Raw genomic sequence first — 20,827 nt, forward strand, 5'->3', positions numbered from 1 at the left:
GATCCGGCCGGTCGGCGAACCGACCCGCCGCGACTGGATCGCCGTGTTCAGCGCCATGCTCGGTGCGTTCATGGCGGTGCTCGATATCCAGATCACCAACTCTTCGCTCAAGGACATCCAGGGCGCGCTGGCCGCCACCCTGGAAGAAGGCTCGTGGATCTCCACCTCCTATCTGGTAGCCGAGATCATCATGATCCCGCTCACCGCCTGGCTGGTGCAGCTGCTTTCGGCGCGCCGGCTGGCCTGGATGATTTCCGTCGGCTTCCTGTTCTCTTCGCTGCTCTGCTCGTTCGCCTGGAACCTGGAGAGCATGATCGTGTTCCGCGCCATGCAAGGCTTCACCGGCGGTGCGCTGATTCCCCTGGCCTTCACCCTGGCGCTGATCAAGCTGCCGGAACACCACCGCCCCAAGGGCATGGCGCTGTTCGCCATCACCGCCACCTTCGCGCCGTCCATCGGCCCTACCCTGGGCGGCTGGCTGACGGAAAACTTCGGCTGGGAATACATCTTCTACATCAACATCCCGCCGGGCCTGCTGATGATCGCCGGCCTGCTGTACGGTCTGGAGAAGAAGCCGGCGCACTGGGAACTGCTGAAAAGCACCGACTACGCCGGCATCGTCACCATGGCCATCGGCCTGGGCTGCCTGCAGGTGTTCCTCGAGGAAGGCCATCGCAAGGACTGGCTGGAATCGAACCTGATCGTCAGCCTGGGCAGCATCGCCCTGGTCAGCCTGATCCTCTTCGTGATCCTGCAGACCTCGCGGCCGAATCCGCTGATCAACCTCGGGATTCTGCGCAACCGCAACTTCGGGCTGTCGAGCATTTCCAGCATCGGCCTGGGGATGGGGTTGTACGGTTCGATCTACGTGCTGCCGCTGTATCTGGCGCAGATCCAGGGCTACAACGCCATGCAGATCGGCGAGGTGATCATGTGGATGGGCGTGCCGCAGTTGTTCCTCATTCCGCTGATCCCCAAGCTGATGAAGATCATCGAGCCGCGCCTGCTCTGCGCCCTGGGCTTCGGCCTGTTCGGCATGGCGAGTTTCTTCTCCGGCGTGCTCAACCCGGACTTCGCCGGCCCGCAGTTCAACCAGATCCAGCTGTTGCGCGCCCTCGGCCAGCCGATGGTGATGGTGACCATCTCGCTGATCGCCACCGTCTACCTGCAGCCGCAGGACGCGGGATCGGCCTCCAGCCTGTTCAACATCCTGCGCAACCTGGGCGGCGCCATTGGTATCGCTCTACTGGCGACGCTGCTGGATAGCCGCGCCAAGGTCTATTACGACTACCTGCGCGAAGCAGTGGTGCCGGTCAATGGTGCAGTGGACGAGCGCCTGGCGCAGCTGACCTCGCAACTGGGCACGCAGCAGGCGGCGCTGGGCAAGATCAGCGAAATCGTCCACCAGCAGGCGGCGATCATGGCCTACAACGACGCCTTCCATGCCATCGGTATCGTGCTGGCGGTGAGTATGGTGGCGGTGCTGCTGACCCGCCCGCTGCCGGCAGGCATGGGCGCAGGCGCGGGAGCCGGGGCGCACTGAGAGAGCCAGGTCTTCTGCCACCACAAAGCCCCTCTCCCCGCCCTCTCCCCTGAAGGGAGAGAGTTGCCCGTGCCGGCTGAGGCCAAGGTATCGATCTGCGCCGAACGGTCCCCTCGCCCTTCAGGGAGAGGGTCAGGGAGAGGGCGCTCCGCGGCTGGTCACCCCATCGCCACCATGCGGTCGCGCAGCTTGCCGATCTCGTCGCGCACCCCGGCCGCGGCCTCGAACTCCAGGTCGCGGGCCAGTTGGTACATGCGCTCTTCCAGTTGCTTGATGCGCTTGCCGATCTCATCCGGCGTGCGCAGCTCGTTCTCGTATTTCCCGCTCTCCTCCGCCACTTTCGCCAGGCTGCGGCGCTTGCCCTTGGCGCCCGGCACCACGGCACCTTCGAGGATGTCCTTGATGTCCTTCTTCACGCCCTTGGGCACGATGCCGTGCCTGGCGTTGAATTCCAGCTGCTTGGCGCGGCGGCGCTCGGTCTCGTTGATCGCCCGCTGCATCGAGCCGGTCATGTTGTCGGCATAGAGGATCGCCTTGCCGTGAAGGTTCCGCGCAGCGCGGCCGATGGTCTGGATCAGCGAACGCTCGGAACGCAGGAAACCTTCCTTGTCCGCATCGAGGATCGCCACCAACGCCACCTCGGGCATGTCCAGGCCTTCGCGCAGCAGGTTGATGCCCACCAGCACGTCGAATTTGCCCAGACGCAGATCTCGAATGATCTCCACCCGCTCCACGGTGTCGATATCCGAGTGCAGGTAGCGCACGCGCACGTCGTGATCGCCCAGGTAGTCGGTGAGGTCCTCGGCCATTCGCTTGGTCAGGGTGGTGACCAGCACGCGCTGATCCAGCGCCACGCGCTTGCCGATTTCCGAGAGCAGGTCGTCCACCTGGGTGGTCGCCGGGCGGATTTCCACTTCCGGGTCGACCAGGCCGGTGGGGCGCACCACCTGTTCGATCACCCGGCCGGCGTGCTGGTCTTCATAAGGTCCAGGCGTCGCCGAGACGAAGATAGTCTGCGGGCTGATCGCCTCCCACTCCTCGAAACGCAGCGGTCGATTGTCCAGCGCCGAAGGCAGGCGGAAGCCGTACTCCACCAGGGTCTCCTTGCGCGAGCGGTCGCCCTTGTACATGGCGCCGACCTGGGGAACGCTGACGTGGGATTCGTCGATCACCAGCAGGGCGTTGTCCGGCAGGTAGTCGTACAGTGTCGGCGGCGGCTCGCCGGGGCCGCGCCCGGAGAGGTAGCGCGAGTAGTTCTCGATGCCGTTGCAGTAGCCCAGCTCGAGAATCATCTCCAGGTCGAAACGGGTGCGCTGCTCCAGACGCTGGGCTTCCACCAGCTTGTTGTTGGTGCGCAGGTAATCCAGGCGCTGCTTGAGTTCGGCTTTGATCTGCTCCACCGCCTCCAGAAGCGTCTCCCGCGGGGTGACATAGTGGCTCTTGGGGTAGAAGGTGAAGCGCGGCAGCTTGGTGAGCACCTCGCCAGTCAGCGGGTCGAAGGCGGCTATGTTCTCCACTTCGTCATCGAACAGCTCGACGCGGATGGCCTCCAGGTCCGATTCCGCCGGGAAGATATCGATCACATCGCCGCGCACGCGGAAGGTCGCACGGGCGAAATCCATGTCGTTGCGGGTGTACTGCAGGCTGGTCAGGCGGCGCAGCAGCTCGCGCTGGTCCATCTTGTCGCCGCGGTCCAGGTGCAGGACCATCTTCAGGTAGGACGCTGGATCGCCCAGGCCGTAGATCGACGACACGGTGCAGACGATGATGGCGTCCTTGCGCTCCAGCAGCGCCTTGGTCGCCGACAACCGCATCTGCTCGATGTGGTCGTTGATCGAGGAATCCTTCTCGATGTAGGTGTCCGAGGACGGCACGTAGGCCTCGGGCTGGTAGTAGTCGTAGTAGGACACGAAGTACTCGACGGCATTGTTCGGGAAGAAGGTCTTGAACTCGCCGTAGAGCTGCGCGGCCAGCGTCTTGTTCGGCGCCAGCACCATAGTCGGGCGCTGCACCTGGGAGATGACGTTGGCGATGCTGAAGGTCTTGCCGGAGCCGGTCACCCCCAACAGCGTCTGGTGCGACAGGCCTGCCTCCAGCCCCTCGACCATCTGTCTGATGGCTTCGGGCTGGTCGCCAGCAGGCTTGAATCGCGAATCCAGTTGAAAAATCGACATGGGAACCTCGCTTTGGCGTGTGACGCTTCGGTCGCCAAAGCGTCATACCAGTCGAAAAGCATGCGCGACAACTCGCCGCCTGCCGTAGAGGCCTATATAATACCGGCCCGTCGACGCAACCCCCAGCGCCGTGAGCGGGTGGGTTGCAATTGCACTTCACTCCCGCCTTAGAGCTGCTGCCAACATGAGTCTGTTCTCCGCTGTCGAAATGGCCCCCCGCGACCCGATCCTGGGCCTGAACGAAGCTTTCAACGCCGATACCCGCCCGGACAAGATCAACCTGGGCGTGGGCGTGTACTACAACGAGGAAGGCCGTCTCCCGTTGCTGCGCGCCGTCCAGGCCGCGGAGAAAGCCCGCATCGAGGCCCACGCTCCGCGCGGCTACCTGCCGATCGAAGGCATCGCCGCCTACGACTCGGGCGTGCAGAAGCTGCTGTTCGGCGCTGATTCCGAGCTGCTGGCCGAAGGCCGCGTGGTCACCACCCAGGCCGTCGGCGGTACTGGCGCGCTGAAGACCGGCGCCGACTTCCTCAAGCGCCTGCTGCCCAACGCGACCGTCGCCATCAGCGACCCGAGCTGGGAGAACCACCGCGCCCTGTTCGAATCCGCCGGTTTCCCGGTGCAGAACTACCGTTACTACGACGCCGCCACCAACGGTGTAAACCGAGCCGGCCTGCTGGAAGACCTGAACGCGCTGCCTTCTCAGTCGATCGTCGTACTGCACGCTTGTTGCCATAACCCGACCGGCGTCGACCTCACCCTTGACGACTGGAAGCAGGTCCTGGACGTGCTCAAGGCCAAAGGCCACGTGCCCTTCCTCGACATCGCCTACCAGGGCTTCGGTGAGGGCATCGATGAAGACGCCTTCGCTGTACGCCTGTTCGCCAAGTCGGGTCTGAACTTCTTCGTTTCCAGCTCCTTCTCCAAGTCGTTCTCGCTGTACGGTGAGCGTGTCGGCGCGCTGTCGGTGGTGACCGACAGCCGCGAGGAATCCGCCCGCGTCCTGTCCCAGGTCAAGCGCGTGATCCGCACCAACTACTCCAACCCGCCGACCCACGGCGCCAGCGTCGTCGCCGCCGTGCTGAACAGCCCGGAACTGCGTGCGGTCTGGGAAGAAGAGCTGGGCGAAATGCGTACCCGCATCCGTGCCATGCGCGTTGCGATGGTCGAGCAACTGGCCGCCCTGGGCGCCAAGCGTGATTTCGGCTTCGTTGCCCAGCAGCGCGGCATGTTCTCCTACTCCGGCCTGACCGCCGAACAGGTGGAACGCCTGAAGAACGAGTTCGGCATCTACGCCGTCGGCACCGGCCGCATCTGCGTCGCCGCGCTGAACAACGGCAACCTGGACACCGTGACCCGCGCCATCGTCCAGGTGCTGTAAAAAAATCAGGGGAAGTCATCGGCACGATGTTGACTTCCCCTTTTTAATCAGTAAGATACGCCTCGTTGTTCCGCGATAGCTCAGTCGGTAGAGCAAATGACTGTTAATCATTGGGTCCCTGGTTCGAGTCCAGGTCGCGGAGCCAAAATTCAAAGCCCTCGGCACACGCCGGGGGCTTTTTTATTGGGCGCTGGACTCTCTCCAGGGACTGCGTCCCAGGTGATTCCCCCTTCGGGGCCGCGCTGAAGCGCGTTCGGCTGACGCCGTCGAGGCCAGGTCGCGGAGGCAAAATTCGAAGCCCTCGGCACATGCCGGGGGCTTTTTTATTGGGCGCTGGACTCTCTCCAGGGACTGCGCCCCAGGTGATTCCCCCTTCGGGGCCGCGCTGAAGCGCGTTCGGCTGACGCCGTCGAGTCCAGGTCGCGGAGCCAAAATTCAAAGCCCTCGGCACATGCCGGGGGCTTTTTTATTGGGCGCTGGACTCTCTCCAGGGACTGCGTCCCAGGTGATTCCCCCTTCGGGGCCGCGCTGAAGCGCGTTCGGCTGACGCCGTCGAGTCCAGGTCGCGGAGCCAGAATTCAAAGCCCTCGGCACATGCCGGTTTTTTTTTGTCGCGAAACGAAGAAGCCGGTCATCGACCGGCTTTTTCATTCCATAAGGCGAAGATTCAGAGCGAAATCCTGTCGCGGTTCTTGTCCAGGGTACCCTTGCCGATGCCCTTCACCTCCAGCAACTGATCAACCGTGGTGAACGGGCCGTTGCTGGTGCGGTAGTCGACGATGGCCTGGGCCTTCACCTTGCCAATGCCCTTCAAGGACTTCTGCAGCTCTTCGGCGGACGCCGTGTTGATGTTCACCGCCTCCACCTGGGACACAGGCGCCTTCGCAGCGGGAGCCGGCGCTTCGGCCGCCGGCTTGGTGGCGGGCTGTGCGGGTGAGGCAGCCTGGACGAGGCCTCCAAAGGAGAGGCTGGCGAACAGGATCATGCTGGCAATGGAAAGCAGTTTCTTACTCATGGGGTCTTTTCCTTGCGTAAATGACTTCGGGGCAGGCGCGATTGCGCCGCCTGAAAGAACATATCGCCAGGAAAGCGGGTAAATACCTTGGTTTAGAGAGTCGGCGGCAGTTTCCGGCGCCGCCGACAGATCGCCAGGAAAGAGCTGACGGTGCTCGCAGACGCGGCGATCACCACGTCTGCTAGGAGCCGTGGTTCAGGGCTCCATGCGCCGCTGCTGGTGAATCAGGTCGACGATTTCGCCTTCCGGGCAATAGCCGCTGACGGTCTCCCGCAGCAGTTGCCGCACCCGCGCGTAGTTGCCCTGGTCCACCGCCTTGAGCAGGTCGGCCAACACCAGCTTGAAACCCTCCCAGGGCATCAGCTCCTCGTTGGCCTTCATGATCATCGGGTGCTCAGTCGCGCTGACGTTGTCGCCGATCAGCAGCTCTTCGTAGAGCTTCTCGCCGGGCCGCAGGCCGCTGAACTCGATGGAGATGTCCCCATGGGGCACGCGTTCTGAGCGAACGCTCAAGCCGGAAAGGTGAATCATCCGCTCGGCCAGTTCGAGGATCTTCACCGGCTGCCCCATGTCCAGCACGAAGACGTCGCCGCCGCGCCCCATGGAGCCGGCCTGGATTACCAGCTGAGCCGCCTCGGGAATGGTCATGAAGTATCGGGTGATGCCCGGATGGGTCACGGTGACCGGTCCGCCGCGCTTGATCTGCTCGCGGAACAGGGGAATGACCGAACCGGACGACCCCAGCACATTGCCAAAGCGGACCATGGTGAACCGGGTCTTGTTGACCTGGTGCACGCCGGACTTGTCGCCGAACAGCACCGGCGCCGACTCCTGGCTCAGCGCCTGAAGGATCATTTCCGCCAGGCGTTTGGTGCTGCCCATGACATTGGTCGGGCGTACCGCCTTGTCGGTGGAGATCAGCACGAAGTGCTCGACACCAGCCTGCACTGCCACCTGAGCGGTATGCAGAGTGCCCATCACATTATTCAGCACGCCCTCGGAAATGTTGTGCTCGACGATAGGCACGTGCTTGTAGGCGGCGGCGTGATAAACCGTAGCGACCTTCCAGGTACGCATGACGTCCAGCAGGCGCTCGGCGCTGCGCACCGACCCCAGGATCGGCACCAGCTGTACCGCGAGGGACTCGCGCTTGACGCGGCTTTCCAGTTCCTGATGGACCCGGTAAAGGTTGTATTCGCTGTGTTCGAACAGCACCAGCACGGTCGGCCCGGAGCCGAGTATCTGCCGGCACAGCTCCGAACCGATGGAGCCGCCAGCGCCGGTGACCATCACCACTTCGCCACGGATGCAGTGTTCGAACAGCTCCTTGCGTGGCTCGACGGGGTCGCGCCCGAGCAGGTCGGCGATATCCACCTCCTGAATGTCGTCCACCCGCACTCGGCCGTTGGCCAGCTCGATGAACCCAGGAACGCTTCGCACATGGACCGGATAAGGCTCCAGTAGGCCCAGAATCTCGCGACGGCGGGCACGGGTGGCAGACGGAATCGCCAGCAGCACTTCCTGCACGCCGGTTTCGTCGATCATCTGCTGAATATGCTTGGGCTTGTAGACGCGCAAGCCGGCGATGACCCGATTGGCAATCTCATCATCGTCATCGATGAAGGCCACCGGACGCATCGCGCGTCCCAGGCGCAGCGCCGCCACCAGCTGGTTGCCGGCAGAACCCGCGCCATAGACGGCAACCTTGGGCAAGCCGTCCTGCTGCTTGAGGAAAGGAACCGCCTGGACCGTGCTGTACCAATCGCCCATGAAGTACTGACGCATGGCCAGGCGCAGGCCGCCGATCATCAGCAGGCTGAGCCACCAGTAGTTCAGCACGAGCGAACGGGGAACCGCCTCGGTCACCGAGCGATTCCAGTACACCACCAGCGAAAGCAGCAACGCGGAGATCGTGACGGCTTTCCAGATAGCGATCAGTGCGTCATTGCCCAGGTAGCGCATCACCGCGCGGTACATGCCGAAGCGAATGAACAGCGGAATCGCCACCGCCGGCGCCGCCACGAACAGCCAGCCGTGGACGCGGAACGGATACTCCAGATCGTCGGTGCCCAGGCGCACGATGAAGGCCAGCCACAGCGCGAACCACACCAGCCAGATGTCAGTGAAGACCTGCAATAATCGTTTATGTCGTCTCGGAAGCCTCAGCAGGCGTTCTCGGAGCATCAGCGCTTGTCCTTAATCCCGAGCGGAAGGAATGTCCACCCGCTATTGACCACCAGATTCGGCGGAGTTCAGCTCACTTCCTGGTCATCCGGACGACCTGCGCCCAGATGAGCTACGACAAGCACCAAGGGAGCATAGGCCACAAACAGCGCCAGCAAACCCGAAACATGGCCCAACGCGACCAGCAATGCCAGCGGCATGAGCCACAGCAGGTTGAGGGCCGTCACCGCCAGCGATACCCGCAAGTGGCTCCCGTAGCGCCTGGAGGCACGCTGGTAGGCGTGGCTGCGATGCGCTTCGTAGACACGTTCGCCGCGCATCAGGCGATGGGTCAGCGTAAAGGTCGCATCCACCACGAACACGCCGAGCAGGATCAGCCAGCTCCAGATGAGCGGTGGCGACAGCGATGCCGCCTGCAACGCCAGCCCGCCAAGGATCAACCCGAGGAACCCGCTACCGGCGTCACCCATGAAAATCCGCGCCGGCGGAAAATTCCAGACCAGGAACCCCGCCGCGGCCATGCCCAGGATCAAGGGCAGCCACACCAGTTGCGAATCGCCGACGAGCCAGGCGCAGAGGGCACCGCCCAGGCAGACACTGATGGCTTCCAGGCCGGCAATCCCGTCGATGCCATCCATGAAGTTGTACAGATTGAGCAGCCAGACCAGGAACACCAGCCCCAGGAAATCGCCGACCAACCCCAGATCCAGCGCCCCCCAGGGCATCGGCAGCACAGGCACCCCGCCCAGCCAGCCCAGTAGCCAGAGCGCAGCGACAAAATGCCCCAGCAGTCGCCACCGTGCCGGAATATGCCGGTGATCGTCGAGGAAACCAATGGCTGCGACCAGAGCGCCAGCCGGCAACAGGGCCACCAGGCTATTTCCGTCCACTGCCCCAAGCACGGCTGCCAACGGCAGGCAACCCAGGAAGCCCAGGACGATGGCGACGCCGCCGCCGCGCGGCGTCGGGATCCGGTGCGAGCTACGGGCATTGGGAATGTCCATGATGCTGCGCGCCAGCGCGTAGCGACGCACACCGGCGGTCATCGCGCAGGACGCGACGAACACGGCCGCCAGCAGAATGCCCATGTTCATCGCCCCTGCTCCCGTCCGAATTCCATCGCGGCTTCCTGCAGCGCCTGCTCCATTGTGACCGGCGGCGTCCAGCCCAGTCGCTTGCGCGTAGCCGAAATATCCACCTGCAGCGAGCCCAGCAGGCGCTGGACCTGCTGGCTCCGTCCCGTCAGCGCCCCCAGCAGACGCAGCAGCGCAGCCGGAACCGGCAGCAATCGGGGACGAACGCCCAGCGCCTCGCTCAGACCACGGCACAGCTGCGCCGTCGACAAATCCTCACCGTCGCTCACCAGAAAAACCTGTCCGGCGGCCGCGGGATGACGAGCGCAAAGCAGCAGCAGATCCACCAGATTGTCCCGCGCTACCAGGCTGCGGCGATTGTCGATGGAGCCGAACGGCAACGGTAGGCGGCGCTGCAAGGCGCGCGTCAGGCTGGCGAAATTGGCCTTCACACCCGGGCCATAGACCAGCGGCGGACGTATCACGACCACCTCCAAGCCGGTCTGCCGGGCAATCTCGAACAACGCCTGCTCGGCTTCGAGCTTGGACTGCCCGTAAGGGTCCTGCGGTCTGGGCTCGGCGTCGGCGGTAAAAGGACGGCCCGGCGAGGTCTCCTCGCCATTGACCTTGATCGAGCTGACGAAAACGAAGCGCCGCACTCCTGCCGCCGCGGCCTGCTGCGCGAGATGCCGCGTCCCCTCGACGTTCACTGCACGAAACTCGGCGAGTGGGTCGACCGCCTGCTCGTCCATGACATGAACGCGGGCAGCGCAATGGATTACCACGTCGATGTCATCCAGGGCATGGGCCCAGGACTGGGCCACGCTCAAGCCTTCGATAAGTGCCACCTCGGCACCCTCCAGGCATTGCGTTGCAGCGCCGCGCAGGGCGACGCGAAGCTGAACATCCTTTTCCTGACGCAAGCGCGCCAGCACGCCCCGGCCGACAAAACCGGTCGCGCCCGTGAGTAGAACCTTCAATCCAGTACCTGCAGAACCTGACGCCAGCGGCGTCTTCCATGTTTGAGCGTGCGCGTCAGAGCGGCGAAATGACCGGCCGCAGTGCATTCCAGGCGTGGCAGCTAGGGCACTGCCAGTGCAGTTCACGGCCAGCGAAGCCGCACTTGCCGCATCGATAGCGCGGCATTGTCTTATACAACCCGATGATTATTGGAGCGATTTTTCCTGTGGCCGAGTCTTTTTCAGCATCGTTTTCGACCACTTCAAGGTACTCGCCGACGCCCTGCCAGGAAGGATGGCGCTCCACACGCTCCAGCAAGGCCTCACGCCAGGACGACGCGCCCTCCGGCTGCTCGCTTTCTGCCAGCATGGCGAGGATGGCCGGAGGCACCTCTTCTCCTTTGGCCAGCTCACGCAGGCAAACCAGCACTTCAGGCCGGGCGAGGCCATCGTAACGACGCAGCAGAGGCACGACCTCCCCCAGGAAGGCCTTGGCATCGCGCGCGAGCTCGCCGATGGTGGCAACGGCTGCCGCCGAATCCTTGCGCCACAGCTCGCAGTCCAGCCGCATCAGCAGGGCGCGCACGCAGCGTTTGTCGACGCGACGCGCCTCGCGCAGCAATTCCTGCATGGCACTGCGATCGCCGCTCCTGCCCTTTTCCAGGGCCAGCTCACAGTAATAGTTGGCCAGCGCAGCGCTCAGTTCGGGCCGGCTCGGCACCAGCCGGGCAGCCAACTCGATGGCGCGCGACCAGCTCTTCTCGCGTTCGCAGATGAGGCGCTGCTCATCCAGCGCTTCCAGGGAAATGGGCTCGTCACGCTGCTGCGTCAGCTCGTCGAGCAACTCCTCGGCGCTGCCCAGCAGGCCACCAGCGATATAGTCGCGCGCCAACTCCAGGCGCACCTGGGCAACCAGCGCTCCATCCTCACCGGCACGGCCCAGAAGATCTTGGTGGATATGGATGGCTTTTTCGATATCGCCCCGGCGCCGGAACAGGTTGCCGACATGGAGGTGGCTTTCGAGGGTTTCCGGACTGACGACCAGGCCCTGGGAAAGGCTCTCCAGTGCGTCGTCGGAATGCCGCTCCAGCAGATTGTGCATGCTGTGGACGCGAGCCCGAAGCTTCTCCGGGGCAGGCGCATCCGGCCGGGAAAGAGAGCGACGCCCCATCCACCAGCCGATGGCCAGGGCGCAGAAAAAGAACAGCGTGGCGATGACGCTAGGCATGGTCCGTCAGCGACTTTTCACGCAGCGCGTCATTCTCCTTGCGGAAACGGGTGACTTCCGAGCGCAGGCCGGTCATACGGACATGCGCCTTGGCACGGAAAGGAATGCTCAGCAGCAGGCCGATCACGCCGCCGAGGATAAAGGCAAGGGAAATGAAGACAACCAGCGGCCACTGCGGCGATTGCCAGCCGAGGAAGGTCAGCTGTGCGGATTGCAGGTTTTCCAGGACGAAAACCACAACGGCGACGGCCAGGATGGCCAGCGCCAGAATCAGCAGGAAACGTTTTGCCCGAAGCATGGACACTCCTTCTTGAAGACGGATATCCCGGGATCACTCGGGTTCGTTGACGCGGTCGCGCAGTTCCTTGCCAGGCTTGAAGTGCGGGACGAACTTGCCGTCCAGGCGCACGGACTCGCCAGTTTTCGGATTACGGCCGGTGCGCGGCGCACGGTAATGCAACGAGAAGCTACCGAAACCCCGGATTTCGATGCGATCCCCAGTGGCCAGAGCCTGGGACATTTGCTCAAGCATGGTCTTGATCGCCAGCTCCACATCCTTTGCGGAAAGCTGCCCCTGATGGGTGACGATTCTCTCGATCAACTCCGACTTGGTCATGGTTTTCCCTTCTTTTTCAAGCGGCTAGATCAGCTCCAGGTTCTTTTAGCATGCTGATCATGCTTTGAACAGCCCGAACGGGAAGGATGTGTTTTCAGCCGGTCAAGTCGTTGGCAAATAAAAAATGGCCGATCCCCGGGGAAGAGATCGGCCACGGTCACGCCCAGGAGCGGAAGGACGCGCAAACAGGAAACGGATCAGGCGATGGCGGCGAGTTGCGCCTTGGCCTTGGCCAGGCCCTTCTCGGCGAATTCACCCCCCATGTTCAGGCCTTCAGCGTGGATGAAGGTCACGTCGTGGATGCCGACGAAGCCCAGTGCCTGGCGCAGGTAGGGTTCCTGGTGATCCAGCGCACCGCCGGCGTAGACGCCGCCGCGGCTGGTCAGGACGAAGGCGCGCTTGCCGGTGAGCAGCCCCTGCGGGCCGGTCTCGGTGTACTGGAAAGTGACGCCGGCCCGCAGCACGTGGTCCAGCCAGGACTTCAGGGTGCTGGGGATGGCGAAGTTGTACATTGGCGCAGCCAGGACCAGCACGTCGGCGGCCTGCAGTTCGGCGGTCAGCTGGTTGGAGCGCTCCAGTGCGGCGCGTTCGATCTCGCTGTGCTCCTGCGCGGGCTTCATCCAGCCGCCCAGCAGATGGGCGTCCAGATGCGGCACCTGCTCAACGGCCAGATCGCGGACCTTGATCTCGTCGGCCGGATGAGCGGCCTGCCACTGGGCGATGAAGTCGCGGGTCAACTGACGGGAAACGGAACCTTCCTGACGGGCACTGCTTTCGATAACCAGAACGCGGGACATGGACTGGACCTCCATCGGTCGTTGAATGTGTCGATGGAGGCCATCCTAAAGACGATCAAATCGATAAAAAAGCTTAAAAAATCGCTTTAAATTATCGAATAATTTGATTTCCTATCCGACTACTTCTAGTCTTGTCGGGGGATCAGGAAGGATTGCAGGTCAGTTTGATACGCAGCTTGATTACCGCGCGGCTGAAGCTGGAAGTCAGGTTGGCCTCCTTGCCTGGCGCAATAGTGGCCTTGCGTACGTGCGGCGTCTCGGGACCGTTGACGAAGACCGCGGTGCAGGTCACCGGCTGCTGGCCGCCATTGCGCAGGAGGATCGCCCCCATCTGGTCACCGATATCCTGGGTCTCGATATCCATTTCGGTGCCATTGAGGCTCTTCTGCACTTCGATGGGATAGGCCAGGGCGGTCAGCGGCAACGTGGCCAGAACGGCACAACAGAATTTTTTCATGGCGGTCTCTTGTTGGTCTTCTGCGGACCGCCAGAGTAGACAAGAGGAAGCGAGGATGAAAGCGCCCCGCGTTACCCTGGATCAGTGGAGAACCCTGCAGGCCGTGGTCGACCATGGCGGCTTCGCCCAGGCGGCGGAAGCCCTGCACCGTTCGCAGTCGTCGATCAGCTACACCGTGGCGCGCATGCAGGAGCAGCTCGGCGTGCCGCTGTTGCGCATCGACGGGCGCAAGGCCGTGCTCACCGAAGCCGGCGAGGTACTCCTGCGCCGCTCACGGCAACTGGTGAAATCCGCCGGCCAACTGGAAGAACTGGCCCACCACATGGAGCAAGGCTGGGAGCCGGAAGTGCGCCTGGTGGTCGACGCCGCCTACCCCACGGTGCGCCTGGTGCGTTCGTTGTCAGCCTTCATGCCGCAGAGCCGCGGTTGCCGCGTCCTGTTGCGCGAGGAAGTGCTGTCAGGCGTCGAGGAAGCCCTGGTGCAGGGCCATGCGGACCTCGCCATCAGCGGCCTGAACATTCCCGGCCACCTGGGTGCGGACCTCTCCGTCGTCGACTTCGTCGCCGTGGCTCACCCGGATCACCCGCTGCATCGCCTGCAGCGCGAGGTCACCCACCAGGACCTGGAAACCCAGATGCAGGTGGTGATCCGCGACTCCGGCCGCCTGCAACCGCGTGACGTCGGCTGGCTCGGCGCCGAACAGCGCTGGACGGTCGGCAGCCTCGCCACCGCTGCCACCTTCGTCAGCAACGGCCTGGGCTTCGCCTGGCTGCCGCGCCACATGATCGAGCGCGAACTGCGCGACGGCCAGCTCAAGCCGCTGCCGATGAAACAGGGCGGCGTGCGCGAAAGCCGCTTCTATCTTTACCCGAACAAGGAAAAACCGCTGGGCCCGGCCACGCAGATTCTCGTCGAGTTGCTGACCGCCTATGCCAACGTGCCGCTGGATGCCCACTTCGCCGCGCCCGAGAGCCCGGCCTGATCGGACAGGTCGCACGACAAAGGAGCCCATCATGCCGTTCTTCGACCACGCCGGTCACCGTCTGCACTACGAGGAAAGTGGATTGGGCACGCCGGTCCTGCTGGTGCACGGGCTTGGCTCCAGCACCCGCGACTGGGAGTTCCAGGTACCGGAACTGGAAAAACGCCACCGGGTGATCGCCCTCGACGTACGCGGCCACGGCCAGTCGGACAAACCGCGCCAGCGCTACAGCATCGCCGCCTTCGCCGAGGACGTGATCGCCCTGCTCGATCACCTGAACCTCGGCCGTGTGCACCTGGTCGGCATCAGCATGGGCGGCATGATCGGTTTCGAACTGGCCACGCGCTGGCCGGAGCGGCTGAACAGCCTGACCATCGTCAACAGCGCGCCGGAAGTGAAACCGCGCACACCACGCGAGTACCTGGAAGTGGCGCGGCGATTGTTCCTGGCCCACGTGCTGGGCCTGGATACCGTCGGCAAGGCACTGGGCAAGCTGCTCTTCCCCAAGCCAGAACAGAGCGACCTGCGCCGCAAGATCCAGCAGCGCTGGCCGCAGAACGACAAGCGCGCCTACCTTTCCAGCCTGCACGCCATCATCGGCTGGGGTGTGCAGGAACGCCTCGCGCGCATAACCTGTCCAACCCTGGTGATCAGCGCCGACCGCGATTACACCCCGGTCTCGCTCAAGCAGGCCTATGTCGGGCGCATGCCCAACGCGCGCCTGGTCGTGATCGAGGACTCGCGCCACGCCACGCCGCTGGACCAGCCGGAAAGATTCAATACCACCCTGCTCGACTTCCTCGATCAGGTCGACCATCCCTAGAACCTTCAGGAAACATCCGCCAAATGACCCTGCTCAAACGCTTCCTGCTCGCTGCCTGCTCCCTGGTCCTGGCCGGCTCCGCATTTGCCGCCGATGCCAACAAGCCGCACGTGCTGCTGTCCACCACCTCGGGTGAAATCGAAATCGAGCTGTACGCCGACAAGGCGCCGATTTCTGTGAAGAACTACCTGTCCTACGTGGACAGCGGCTTCTACAACGGAACCATCTTCCACCGCGTGATTCCCAACTTCATGATCCAGGGCGGCGGTTTCACCGAAGCCATGAAGGAAAAGGACACCCAGGCGCCCATCAAGAACGAGGCCGACAACGGCCTGCTCAACGAGCGCGGCACCCTGGCCATGGCACGCACCAGCGATGTGAATTCCGCCACCAGCCAGTTCTTCATCAACCTGACCGGCAACGACTTCCTCAACCACGGCGCCCGCGATTTCGGCTACGCGGTGTTCGGCAAGGTCGTGCGCGGCATGGGCGTGGTCGACCAGATCGCCGGCGTGAAGACCGGCAACCGCGGCATGTTCCAGGACGTACCGACCACCCCGGTGGTCATCCTCTCCGCCAAGCGTCTGTGATTCTGCGGGACCACGGCTGACGGAGGCCATTCAAGGCGAGCCCAGGACGGGCTCGCCGACACAACCCGAGAGGCATCATGCTTTACCGTCGTTTCGAGCGCCTGATCGATCCCTTCCGCGACGTCCCCGAGCGCATGCCGCCCACCGACGTCATCCGCTTCTACGTCTACTACCTGCGCCAGGTCTGGCCGGTGTTCCTTGCCCTGCTCCTCGTCGGCCTGGTCGCCGCGCTGATCGAGGTCGCGCTGTTCAGCTACCTCGGGCGTATCGTCGATCTCGCGCAAGGCACGGCCCCTGCCGACTTCTTTACCCTGCACGGCCGCGAATTGATCTGGATGGCCGTGGTGGCGCTGATCCTGCGCCCGGTGTTCTTCGGCCTGCACGATATGCTGGTGCACCAGAGCATCAACCCCAGCATGACCAACCTGATCCGCTGGCAGAACCACCGCTACGTGCTCAAGCAGAGCCTGGGCTTCTTCCAGAACGACTTCGCCGGACGCATCGCCCAGCGCATCATGCAGACCGGCAACTCTCTGCGCGACTCGGCCGTGCAAGCGGTCGACGCCATCTGGCACGTACTCATCTATATCGTCAGCTCCCTGGTGCTGTTCGCCGAGGCAGACTGGCGACTGATGATTCCCCTGCTGCTCTGGATGATCGGCTACGTCGGCGCGCTGGGCTACTTCATTCCGCAGGTGAAGCACCGCTCGGTCATCGCTTCGGATTCGCGCTCGAAACTCATGGGCCGGATCGTCGACGGCTACACCAATATCACCACCCTCAAGCTGTTCGCCCATACGCGGCAGGAAGAGGACTACGCCCGCGACGCCATCGACGACCAGACCCGCAAGGCCCAGCGCGCCGGGCGCGTGGTCACCTCGATGGACGTCACCATCACGGTGTTCAACGGCCTGCTGATCGCCGGCACCACGGGCCTGGCCCTGTGGCTGTGGACCCAGTCGCTGATCTCGGTAGGCGCCATCGCCCTGGCCACCGGCCTGGTCATCCGCATCGTCAACATGTCCGGCTGGATCATGTGGGTGGTCGGCGGCATCTTCGAGAACGTCGGCCAGGTGCAGGACGGCATGCAGACCATTGCCCTGCCGCGCCAGGTGATCGACGCGCCCGACGCCAAGCCGCTGGTAGTGACACGTGGCGAGGTGCGCTTCGACCAGGTGAACTTCAGCTACGGCAAGGGCGGCGGCCTGATCAGCGGCCTCGACCTCACCGTACGCCCCGGCGAGAAGATCGGCCTGGTAGGCCCCTCCGGCGCCGGCAAGTCGACCCTGGTGAACCTGCTCCTGCGCCTGTATGACCTGGAGGGCGGACGCATCCTGATCGACGGCCAGGACATTGCCCAGGTGACCCAGGAAAGCCTGCGTGCGCAGATCGGCATGGTCACCCAGGATACTTCGCTGCTGCACCGCTCGATCCGCTCCAACCTCCTCTACGGCCGCCCGGATGCCGGCGAGGCCGAGTTGCAGGACGCGATCCAGAAGGCCCGCGCCTCGGAGTTCATCCCGCAGTTGAGCGACGCCGAGGGCCGCTTCGGCCTCGACGCCCATGTCGGCGAACGCGGCGTGAAGCTCTCCGGCGGCCAGCGCCAGCGCATTGCGATCACCCGAGTGCTGCTCAAGGACGCGCCGATACTGATCCTCGACGAGGCCACCTCGGCGCTGGACTCGGAAGTGGAAGCGGCGATCCAGGAAAGCCTGGAGACCCTGATGCAGGGCAAGACGGTAATCGCCATTGCTCACCGCCTGTCCACCATCGCGCGCATGGACCGCCTGGTGGTGCTGGAGCACGGCCGCGTGGTCGAGAGCGGCAGCCATGCCGAACTGCTGGCCCATGGCGGGCTGTATGCGCGGCTGTGGCGTCACCAGACGGGTGGGTTCGTCGGGGTGGATTGAGCAGTATCGTCGTTGTTGCCGGGTGAGCGACGGCAAGCTTTTCGTAGGATGGGTGGAGCGTGCGACACCCATCGGCCTTACCTTCCAAGCCATTGATGGGTATCGCTTCGCTCCACACCATCCTACGAAGGGCAAGCCGCAGAATCTGCCCATAAAAAAGCCCGGCTCAAGGCCGGGCACGTCCAAATCCAGGACAGCTCAGTGTGTATCCAACAGCGCCAGCGCCTCGCGGCTCAGGCGCTCGACCGTGGCCCAGTCGCCGCTGTCGATGGCGGCCTTGGGCAGCATCCAGCTGCCGCCCACGCACATCACGTTGGCCAGCCGGTAGTAATCGTTGAGGTTGTCCGGGCCGACACCTCCGGTGGGGCAGAAACGCACCTCAGGGAAGGGCCCGCCAAAGGCCTTCAGCGCCTCCACGCCGCCGGCCACCTTGGCCGGGAACAGCTTGAAGCGGCGCAGGCCATGACGGTAGGCAGCCATGATTTCCGATGCGGTCGCCACGCCGGGCAGCAGCGGCACCGGGCGGGTCACCGCGTACGCCAGCAACTCATCGGTGCAACCGGGCGTGACGATGAACTTCGCCCCCGCCTCTTCCGCCTGGCGGAAGGTCTGCGGATCGAGCACGGTGCCGGCGCCGATGATCAACTCCGGGCGCTGCTCGCTCAACTGGCGAATCGCCGTGAGGCCCAGCGCGGTCCGCAAGGTCACCTCCAGGACGCTGATGCCACCGGCCGCGAGGGCATCCGCCATGGGCAGGATGTCGGCCTCGCGGTCGATGGTGATCACCGGCAGGATGCGAGCACGCTGCGCGAGGGCATCGATCTGCTGGATGTGTTGTTCAGACATTACGGTAACTCCGTGCCTCAGGGGCACCAGTGGATCGAAAGAGGTGAACGCAGGAACGCATTGACCGGCATGCGCTGGTCGTCGTTGTCGCTGAGCGCCTGGCTCAGGGTGGCCAGCTTGGACTCGCCCTGGATGGCCAGGATCTGCACCCGCGCGCCCTGCAGCACGGCGCGGGTCAGGGTCAGGCGCTGGTGCGGCACGGTCGGCGCCCACATCGGCAGGCAACGGCGGGTGCCAGCCGGGTCGAGTGCCTCCACCAGGTTGGTGCTGCCGGGGAACAGCGAAGCCGTGTGACCGTCGTCGCCCATGCCCAGCACCAGCACGTCGATGGGCAGCATCAGCTCATGCAGGTAGCGGTCGGCCTTGTCGGCCGCCTCTTCCAGGCTGGCCGCCGGCTGGTAGAGACCGATGAATTGCGCCTTGGCCGCAGCGCCCTTGAACAGGTGGCGGCGCAACAGGCCGGCGTTGCTGTCCGGATGCGACTCGGGCACCCAGCGCTCGTCAGCGAGGCTGACGGCCACTTTCGACCAATCCAGTACCGCGCCGCTCAAAGCCTCGAGGAACGCCACCGGGCTGCGCCCGCCAGACACCACCAGCAGTGCACGGCCGCGTTCGACCAACGCCTCGCGCAGTGCATCGGCCACCGCGTCGGCCAGCCCGCGCGCCTGCTCGGCGGCGTTGTTCCAGGTTTTCCAGGCCATACCCTCAGCCAGTTTCGGTTCAGAGATCGCCATACCAGTCCCTCCCGTCGCGTGCGATCAGGGCAACCGAGGCCTGCGGGCCCCAGCTTCCGGCCGGATAGGGCTTGGGCTCCTCGCCCAGGCGCCCCCAGCCGTCGATCAGGCCGTCGCACCATGTCCAGGCGGCCTCGATCTCATCCTTGCGGACGAACAGGTTCTGGTTGCCTTGCGTGACTTCCAGCAACAGTCGCTCGTAGGCATCCGGCGTGCGGGCGGTCTGGAAGGTTTCGGAGAAGTTCAGTTGCAGCGGGCCGGTACGCAGTTGCATGCCCTTGCCCAGGCCCTGGTCCTTGGTCATCACCTGCAGGGAAATCCCCTCGTCCGGCTGCAGGCGGATGATCAGCCGGTTGCTGATCAGCGAACGCTGCTCCGGGGCGAAGATGTAGTGCGGCGGCTCCTTGAAGTGAATGACGATCTGCGAGTGCTTCTGCGGCATGCGCTTGCCGGTACGCAGGTAGAACGGCACGCCGGACCAGCGCCAGTTGCGGATATCCACACGCAGCGCGACGAAGGTCTCGGCATCGCTGTTGGGGTTGGCGTTTTCCTCGGCAAGGTAGCCGGGCACCGGTTTGCCGTCGATGTAGCCGGCGGTGTATTGCCCGCGCACTACGCGGCTCGCCAGCTGCTCTGGCGCGATGGGTTCCAGCGCGCGCAGCACCTTGACCTTCTCGTCGCGGATGCTGTCGGCGGTAAGGTTCGCCGGCGGGTCCATGGCAATCAGGCAGAGCAGCTGCAGCAGGTGGTTCTGCACCATGTCGCGCAGCTGGCCGGCCTTGTCGAAGTAGCCCCAGCGGCCTTCGATGCCGACTTTCTCGGCCACGGTGATCTCCACGTGGGAGATGTGGTTCTGGTTCCACTGGGTCTCGAACAGGCTGTTGGCAAAGCGCAGCGCGATGAGGTTCTGCACCGTCTCCTTGCCCAGGTAATGGTCGATCCGGTAGATGCGGTTTTCCGGGAAGAAGCGCGCCACGGCGTCGTTCACCGCGCGGGACGACTCCAGGTCGTGGCCGATGGGTTTTTCCAGCACCACCCGGGTGCGCTCGGCGAGGCCGGCGGCGGCAAGGTTCTCGCAGATGCCGCCGAATACCGAGGCGGCAGTGGCGAAATAGGCGACCAGGGTCTTCTCGTCACCCACCAGCTCCGCCAGCGCCTGGTAGGAGCCGGCATCGAGAAAATCCATGCTCAGGTGATGCAGCCGCGCCTGGAAGCGCGCCCACACCTGCTCGTCCCATTCCTTCTGCGGCACATATTGGCGCAGGCGACGCTCGATGGTCGCCAGGGGCTCTTCGCTGGCGCCGTCGTCGCGGGCCAGGGCAAGAATGCGGGTATCGCGGTGCAGCAGGTCCTCGCGGTCGAGCTGGTAAAGCGCCGGCAGCAGTTTGCGCAGGGCGAGATCGCCCAGGGCGCCGAACAGCGCGAGGGTACACGGAAGAACGCGGACTTCAGGCATTTGTTGTTACCAACCAAATTTTGAACGATAGTTAGCCTTCCACGCCGGCATTAAGACAA

19 protein-coding genes and 1 tRNA gene are annotated in these 20,827 nt (G+C 64.1%); 7 read left to right on the forward strand and 13 right to left on the reverse strand.

The genetic code is table 11. The features are described 5' to 3' along the window. Nucleotides 1-43 precede the first annotated feature (43 nt). Nucleotides 44-1,543, forward strand: a complete 1,500-nt coding sequence (locus tag MJ122_RS01145) for an MDR family MFS transporter (RefSeq protein WP_085988858.1) — start codon at nt 44-46, stop codon at nt 1,541-1,543. Nucleotides 1,544-1,701: 158 nt separating this feature from the next. On the opposite strand, the gene uvrB is transcribed toward MJ122_RS01145, so the two are convergent. Then, nucleotides 1,702-3,717: an excinuclease ABC subunit UvrB gene (gene uvrB / locus MJ122_RS01150; RefSeq protein ID WP_239741861.1), complete on the reverse strand. Its 2,016-nt coding sequence runs from the start codon at nt 3,715-3,717 to the stop codon at nt 1,702-1,704. A 184-nt stretch (nt 3,718-3,901) separates the two neighbouring features. Here uvrB and MJ122_RS01155 point away from each other — a divergent pair, with 184 nt between their 5' ends. Then, on the forward strand, nt 3,902-5,098 hold the full coding sequence (locus MJ122_RS01155; protein WP_088416771.1) for an amino acid aminotransferase: 1,197 nt from the start codon (nt 3,902-3,904) through the stop codon (nt 5,096-5,098). A 69-nt stretch (nt 5,099-5,167) separates the two neighbouring features. Beyond that, nucleotides 5,168-5,243 (forward strand) — tRNA-Asn (locus MJ122_RS01160). Nucleotides 5,244-5,765: 522 nt separating this feature from the next. Here the strand turns inward: MJ122_RS01160 and MJ122_RS01165 are convergent. From MJ122_RS01165 to MJ122_RS01205, 9 genes are all read right to left on the reverse strand, one after another. Next, nucleotides 5,766-6,113 (reverse strand): helix-hairpin-helix domain-containing protein, encoded by a 348-nt coding sequence (locus tag MJ122_RS01165; RefSeq protein WP_088416770.1) that lies wholly within the window; start codon nt 6,111-6,113, stop codon nt 5,766-5,768. Nucleotides 6,114-6,308: 195 nt separating this feature from the next. Beyond that, on the reverse strand, nt 6,309-8,297 hold the full coding sequence (locus tag MJ122_RS01170; RefSeq protein ID WP_239741862.1) for a nucleoside-diphosphate sugar epimerase/dehydratase: 1,989 nt from the start codon (nt 8,295-8,297) through the stop codon (nt 6,309-6,311). Between the two features lie 68 nt (nt 8,298-8,365). After that, nucleotides 8,366-9,391 carry a glycosyltransferase family 4 protein gene (locus MJ122_RS01175; protein WP_239741864.1) on the reverse strand — a complete coding sequence of 342 codons (1,026 nt, stop codon included), beginning with the start codon at nt 9,389-9,391 and terminating at the stop codon, nt 8,366-8,368. Beyond that, nucleotides 9,388-10,350 carry an SDR family oxidoreductase gene (locus MJ122_RS01180; RefSeq protein WP_239741867.1) on the reverse strand — a complete coding sequence of 321 codons (963 nt, stop codon included), beginning with the start codon at nt 10,348-10,350 and terminating at the stop codon, nt 9,388-9,390. The genes MJ122_RS01175 and MJ122_RS01180 overlap by 4 nt, the downstream gene beginning before the upstream one ends. A gap of 55 nt (nt 10,351-10,405) precedes the next feature. Continuing rightward, nucleotides 10,406-11,557 (reverse strand): tetratricopeptide repeat protein, encoded by a 1,152-nt coding sequence (locus MJ122_RS01185; RefSeq protein WP_239741868.1) that lies wholly within the window; start codon nt 11,555-11,557, stop codon nt 10,406-10,408. Then, nucleotides 11,550-11,855, reverse strand: coding sequence for a LapA family protein (locus MJ122_RS01190; protein WP_088416765.1), 306 nt, complete (start codon nt 11,853-11,855; stop codon nt 11,550-11,552). Before MJ122_RS01190 ends, MJ122_RS01185 begins: the two co-directional genes overlap by 8 nt. A gap of 33 nt (nt 11,856-11,888) precedes the next feature. After that, nucleotides 11,889-12,173, reverse strand: a complete 285-nt coding sequence (gene ihfB, locus MJ122_RS01195; protein WP_015478091.1) for an integration host factor subunit beta — start codon at nt 12,171-12,173, stop codon at nt 11,889-11,891. A 197-nt stretch (nt 12,174-12,370) separates the two neighbouring features. Then, nucleotides 12,371-12,970: an FMN-dependent NADH-azoreductase gene (locus tag MJ122_RS01200; RefSeq protein ID WP_239741870.1), complete on the reverse strand. Its 600-nt coding sequence runs from the start codon at nt 12,968-12,970 to the stop codon at nt 12,371-12,373. A gap of 142 nt (nt 12,971-13,112) precedes the next feature. Continuing rightward, nucleotides 13,113-13,427, reverse strand: a complete 315-nt coding sequence (locus tag MJ122_RS01205) for a hypothetical protein (protein WP_017520342.1) — start codon at nt 13,425-13,427, stop codon at nt 13,113-13,115. A 55-nt stretch (nt 13,428-13,482) separates the two neighbouring features. Here MJ122_RS01205 and MJ122_RS01210 point away from each other — a divergent pair, with 55 nt between their 5' ends. The 4 genes from MJ122_RS01210 (at nt 13,483) to MJ122_RS01225 (ending at nt 17,732) form a co-directional block, all read left to right on the forward strand. Then, nucleotides 13,483-14,409, forward strand: coding sequence for a LysR family transcriptional regulator (locus MJ122_RS01210; RefSeq protein ID WP_017520341.1), 927 nt, complete (start codon nt 13,483-13,485; stop codon nt 14,407-14,409). Between the two features lie 31 nt (nt 14,410-14,440). Then, complete coding sequence (locus MJ122_RS01215) at nt 14,441-15,232, forward strand: alpha/beta fold hydrolase (protein ID WP_017520340.1); 792 nt, start codon at nt 14,441-14,443, stop codon at nt 15,230-15,232. A 29-nt stretch (nt 15,233-15,261) separates the two neighbouring features. Continuing rightward, nucleotides 15,262-15,822 carry a peptidylprolyl isomerase gene (locus MJ122_RS01220; protein WP_026079190.1) on the forward strand — a complete coding sequence of 187 codons (561 nt, stop codon included), beginning with the start codon at nt 15,262-15,264 and terminating at the stop codon, nt 15,820-15,822. Between the two features lie 77 nt (nt 15,823-15,899). Beyond that, nucleotides 15,900-17,732 carry an ABC transporter ATP-binding protein gene (locus tag MJ122_RS01225; RefSeq protein WP_017520338.1) on the forward strand — a complete coding sequence of 611 codons (1,833 nt, stop codon included), beginning with the start codon at nt 15,900-15,902 and terminating at the stop codon, nt 17,730-17,732. A gap of 198 nt (nt 17,733-17,930) precedes the next feature. On the opposite strand, the gene MJ122_RS01230 is transcribed toward MJ122_RS01225, so the two are convergent. Genes MJ122_RS01230 through zwf form a run of 3 tightly spaced genes read right to left on the reverse strand, consistent with a single transcriptional unit; the run spans nt 17,931 to nt 20,768 of the window. Further along, nucleotides 17,931-18,578, reverse strand: a complete 648-nt coding sequence (locus MJ122_RS01230; protein ID WP_088416763.1) for a bifunctional 4-hydroxy-2-oxoglutarate aldolase/2-dehydro-3-deoxy-phosphogluconate aldolase — start codon at nt 18,576-18,578, stop codon at nt 17,931-17,933. Nucleotides 18,579-18,595: 17 nt separating this feature from the next. Next, nucleotides 18,596-19,312, reverse strand: a complete 717-nt coding sequence (pgl, locus tag MJ122_RS01235; protein WP_088416762.1) for a 6-phosphogluconolactonase — start codon at nt 19,310-19,312, stop codon at nt 18,596-18,598. Further along, the gene (zwf, locus tag MJ122_RS01240; RefSeq protein WP_088416761.1) at nt 19,299-20,768 is read right to left on the reverse strand and encodes a glucose-6-phosphate dehydrogenase; all 1,470 of its coding nucleotides are present in this window, start codon (nt 20,766-20,768) and stop codon (nt 19,299-19,301) included. The genes pgl and zwf overlap by 14 nt, the downstream gene beginning before the upstream one ends. Between the last annotated feature and the right edge of the window lie 59 nt (nt 20,769-20,827).

This window comes from Pseudomonas sp. DP-17 (genome assembly GCF_022380625.1).
In the GTDB taxonomy this organism is placed as follows: Bacteria; Pseudomonadota; Gammaproteobacteria; order Pseudomonadales; family Pseudomonadaceae; genus Pseudomonas; species Pseudomonas nitroreducens_A.